Source organism: Methylocystis sp. (genome assembly GCF_021731785.1).
Taxonomy (GTDB): Bacteria; Pseudomonadota; Alphaproteobacteria; order Rhizobiales; family Beijerinckiaceae; genus Methylocystis.
The window spans coordinates 1-4,060 of sequence record NZ_JAKFWS010000174.1 but is presented as its reverse complement, the minus strand read 5'-3'; the positions used below and the strand labels follow the sequence as shown (position 1 = coordinate 4,060).

Annotated in this window: 6 protein-coding genes and 1 pseudogene; 4 read left to right on the top strand and 3 right to left on the bottom strand. The window is 58.5% G+C overall.

Annotated features, from left to right (window positions below; translation table 11 throughout):
• The coding region (locus tag QZ964_RS20490; RefSeq protein ID WP_292534043.1) for a hypothetical protein at positions 1-444 on the bottom strand (444 nt) is incomplete at its 3' end.
• A gap of 59 nt (positions 445-503) precedes the next feature.
• Here QZ964_RS20490 and QZ964_RS20485 point away from each other — a divergent pair.
• Positions 504-620, top strand: a pseudogene (locus QZ964_RS20485) (transposase); the annotation flags it as partial.
• Between the two features lie 624 nt (positions 621-1,244).
• Here QZ964_RS20485 and QZ964_RS20480 read toward each other — a convergent pair.
• The gene (locus QZ964_RS20480; RefSeq protein WP_292534041.1) at positions 1,245-1,508 is read right to left on the bottom strand and encodes a hypothetical protein; all 264 of its coding nucleotides are present in this window, start codon (positions 1,506-1,508) and stop codon (positions 1,245-1,247) included.
• Between the two features lie 516 nt (positions 1,509-2,024).
• Between QZ964_RS20480 and QZ964_RS20475 the strand changes: the two genes are divergently transcribed.
• Positions 2,025-2,606, top strand: a complete 582-nt coding sequence (locus QZ964_RS20475) for a hypothetical protein (RefSeq protein WP_292534040.1) — start codon at positions 2,025-2,027, stop codon at positions 2,604-2,606.
• A gap of 152 nt (positions 2,607-2,758) precedes the next feature.
• Here QZ964_RS20475 and QZ964_RS20470 read toward each other — a convergent pair whose 3' ends face one another.
• Positions 2,759-3,145, bottom strand: coding sequence for an HU family DNA-binding protein (locus tag QZ964_RS20470; RefSeq protein ID WP_292534038.1), 387 nt, complete (start codon positions 3,143-3,145; stop codon positions 2,759-2,761).
• 196 nt (positions 3,146-3,341) lie between these two features.
• On the opposite strand from QZ964_RS20470, the gene QZ964_RS20465 reads away from it, so the two are divergent.
• Both QZ964_RS20465 and QZ964_RS20460 read left to right on the top strand, forming a co-directional pair.
• Positions 3,342-3,698 carry a DUF3768 domain-containing protein gene (locus QZ964_RS20465; protein WP_292534035.1) on the top strand — a complete coding sequence of 119 codons (357 nt, stop codon included), beginning with the start codon at positions 3,342-3,344 and terminating at the stop codon, positions 3,696-3,698.
• Between the two features lies 1 nt (position 3,699).
• On the top strand, positions 3,700-3,954 hold the full coding sequence (locus tag QZ964_RS20460) for a hypothetical protein (RefSeq protein ID WP_292534034.1): 255 nt from the start codon (positions 3,700-3,702) through the stop codon (positions 3,952-3,954).
• Positions 3,955-4,060 lie beyond the last annotated feature (106 nt).

The following is a 4,060-nucleotide window of genomic DNA, read 5'->3' as shown; positions in this document are numbered from 1 at the left end:
CCGGCGCCTGACCATGTATTTGGCGACCGTTGACTGAGAAACCTCAAATCCGAGCTTCAGCAATTCGCCGTGAATGCGCGGCGCGCCCCACAGCCGGTTCTCGGCGCTCATTTGCCGGATCAGCGCCCGCAGCTCCGTCTGAATCTGCGGCCGTCCGCCGCGTCGCTGTGATTTCCGGCGCCAATAACGACGAAAGCCGGCCCGATGCCAACGCACGAGAGTCTCGGGCTGGATGATCGTGATGATCTCGAGAATTGACGGGAACCATCGATAAAGCTGGACGAAGAAGAGGCGGTCGCCGTTCGAAAGCGCTACTCGGCCTTTCACCTTTCGTCGCAACACAACCAACTGCTGCCGGAGCGCAGCGTTCTCGGCCTCAAGCTGGCTCTTGGACTTGAACGGCGCTGCGAGCATCGCGAGCACGAACTGGATCAATGCGATCATGTCGCCAGCTTAGCCAATTCACGACCTCCCTCAACCCCGGATGAAGTTTTCAACACACACAACGCAATCCCTTGTTGATCACCCATTCGCTCAGCAGCATTTTTCGCGCGCGCATTCTCGCCATCGCCTGCGGCTATGAGGACGCGGACGACCTCGATCATCTGCGAAAGGATCCGGGGGAAAAAGGCACGGTCACACGATAGCCCGGGGCGATACCGCATGTCATATACGCGCGCGTGTTCGTGCGAGGCGTTCGCTGCAAAATTCTTGCTTCCGGATGTTTGGAGAGGAACATCCGAAGCACGAGAACGAGATCCGCCGCATACTTCGACGCGCCCAAATCAATCGCCGCACGAATGTCAGAGACGATCATCTTACGTACGGCGCATCGGCCGCGCTTCAAATTCAAAAGATAGCTCGATAGCAGCGATTGATGCTTCCTCGAAAGCACAGCGCCTGTGAAGAGTTCATTTGCTTCGAGCGCGGCGAATTTCGCGCATTCTTCAAGGGTAATCATAGAAATGACTCCACCGTGGCCGCTCACGCAACCACATGTCGTTGCTTCGTTAGATGCTGGCCTCGGGATGCTCGATGTTCGCCTGCTGCGCCGCAAAGGAGAGCTGCGTGCGAGCTTGGCAGAGAGCCGTCGAGGAATGAGTCTTCCCTACCAGGACATTGTGAACCTACGGAGGCATCGCTCGCGCAATGTCATTAAAAAAATTTAATTACGATCCAACGGAACATACGCATTTACCTTCCGGCTCGGGCCTTCCAGGCATTCCAGAATTGGAGCTACTCCGTCAACCGGCACTCTCTCCCCTTCCCAGTGACCACACCGCATCGAGCGGTTTCGTCTCGCGCAGCGCTTTATCTTCGATGAACAAGAACAACTCACTTCCTTTTCCCGCAGTGACTTCGTTCAGCAGCTTGTGCATGTAGTGGGTGCGCAGCCGCCACCTTCTTCCGACGATCTCCCCTGCATTGGAATTTCGCCGTACCGCTCCATAGGTCAGGCCATGGAAGAGCGGCAAGTGCGTCGGCATCATGCCGCCAACGCCGATCATCGTGCCCGCCATCTCCGCTTTACCGCGAAAAGAGCCAAACCAATAAGACGAGGATCACAACCGCCGCTGCAAGCCCGGCTGCGACAGCAAGCGGCCGCCTCGCTGTGTTAGTGCTGATTAGCGCTTCCGTCTCAGGCGCTGATTGCCGGTCGACGACGGCTTGCGGCAGCTCCACTTTGATTTGACTTCGGCTCCTCGCGGGCGGAGCAGACTCCGTCGCTACGGTAGAACCGCGGCTTTCGGCCCCCGGCAAGACGCCTTTGTATTGGCTCCACACCCATGCTTGCGGCGCGCTTCCATCAGCGCCCGCGCCCCCGCTTTCAGCCCCGTCGAAATTCTTAGACATCCTTTTCCCCCGCGATCGCATCCGGGAATACGCCTCGGTCGAGATTCCCTGGCCATTTTATTCTCGACGCCTCCGATCTTGGGACTCTTCTTTCCGCTCCGCAAGATGCGGAGCTTGTCGCCGTCTCCCGAAATCACTGACCTACATAATGATTGTGATCACGGGGCGAGATGCAGAACTTCTTCCGAACGCTTGCGCCAGAGCAATTCGATGCGACTGTCTCGATCCACGCAATCGGCAGCTATAGCTATTCCTATCAGGGGACGCTGGTCTTTGTGCCTGCGCTGATACAGGCCAGCCGCGCCGGCTTCTTGGAGCCGGATATGGACGCGCGTCTCAAGGACGCGGCGGCGCAATTGCGCCAGGAAGGCTTCGAAAAGGCCGATTATCTCGGCCGAGGGCGTTACGCGGTGGTCTTGCAGCGTTCTCGGGCCAGAGGCGAACCCTCATACTTCCCCTCACGCGAGATGCCGGTGTTTAGCATACGCCCGCAGCCAAACGGTGCCATCATGATCGCCGGTGCCCGCCCCGATGCAACCGCCCCCTGTCAACTAACCGGCACGGAAGCAGAGATCGACGGCCGGCTCATCGTGACACTGGAGCGCGGCGTCACTGTCCTCAATCACAATGCGCAAAGCAGCCTCTCGACCCTCGATCGTTTCGGCGGATACCACTGGCGGATCAAGTCGCCAGACGCCGATCCGTTCATGACCGTCCTGCCAAGCCAGATGACGCCAATACTCGTGCCATAGCGTTGGATATGTTGGAAGTGGAATTTCGAAAGGTTGCTCGGCCGCCTGTCGAGCGACAGAACAGCCAGAAAAAGAGGAGCCACAATAAGCCCCGCGCCCTCATCGGCGCAGGGATTCCACTTTTTCAAGGATTCACGCTGACGATGGATGCGTTACTTTATCGCCGCCGCTTTGAGCTTCGATAGCGGACGGATTTTGACGCGGACGCTTGCAGGCTTGGCGGCTGCGGGCACCATTTCGCCGGTTGAAGGATTGCGAACCAGTGTCCCCGCCTTGCGCGCCGGCACCTTGCGAAGCGTCACTTTCAGGAGACCAGGCAGGGTGAACTCTCCAATTCCCTTCGGATGGACTGACCCCAAGAAGATACTTTCTAAGGTCGCAAAGACGCCGACCGCCGTCTTCCTTGGAATGTCATTCTGCTCGGCAATCAAATTGATGAGCGCCGATTTCGTGTAGGTCTCCTTGATTGGCCGAACGGCGGCCGGCGCTGATGCGCTCGCCTTTTTCACCGGGGCCTTTCGAACTGTTGCCTTAGCCATGGTTTGTCCTTTGGCGGGTAATGCGCTGATTGTGACCCGACCCGCGCAGCGCGATTGCTAACGGTTTCGTTGCTGATTCGCAATTTCCTGCGCAGGTCGCCGCCGTCGCTCACGGTCGGCAGGTGTATGATTTGATCAGGCTCCTCCCCTCTCTGACGCACCACTTCGGCGCGTCGATTGAGAGGAGGAACACCTCATGTCGCACATTGACAGCGCAACACGCGACCGTATCCGTGAATTGAACGACGCGTTCCGCAAAGGAGAGCGCCCTGACCTCGGACGCGTTGTCATCACGCCCGGCGTCCGCGAGCTTGTCGCCGCTTGGCCGCTCGGGGAGCTTGGCGTCTACGAGGCTGTGCAGAGATTCGGCGACTTCACCGAAGACAACGACCCCAACGGCGAGCACGACTTCGGCGCCTTCGACCACGCGGGCAAGCGATGCTTTTGGAAACTTGATTACTACGACCTCACGCTCGAATACGGCTCGGAAGACCCTTCCGACCCCTCACTAACAACGCGCTTGCTGACCATCATGCTGGTGGAGGAGTACTGACATGCTCGACAACCGCCCGCGTGTCTACGCCCTCGCAAGCTACACCGTGAAGAAGCGGCCTTCGGGCTGGTTCTTTCGCAAGACCGATAGCGACGACGAGTGGCGGGGGCCGTATTCCTCCGAGATAAGCGTCTGCCTCATGCTCGCGCGTCAACTCAAGCGGGAGGTCATCAAACGCGGCCGGCTGTGTGTGCTGAAAACCTCATCCACGTTGATGAGGCGCCGAAATCCGCTAATACCAACCCGCGTTGATTAGAACCGATAGGCCCATTCGCGCAGCCCGATGGACATTATGCGCCAGGGTTGTTCGACGAGGCTGTTCCACGCATCACAGCAGTGATCGACGATATCATCGTAGGATT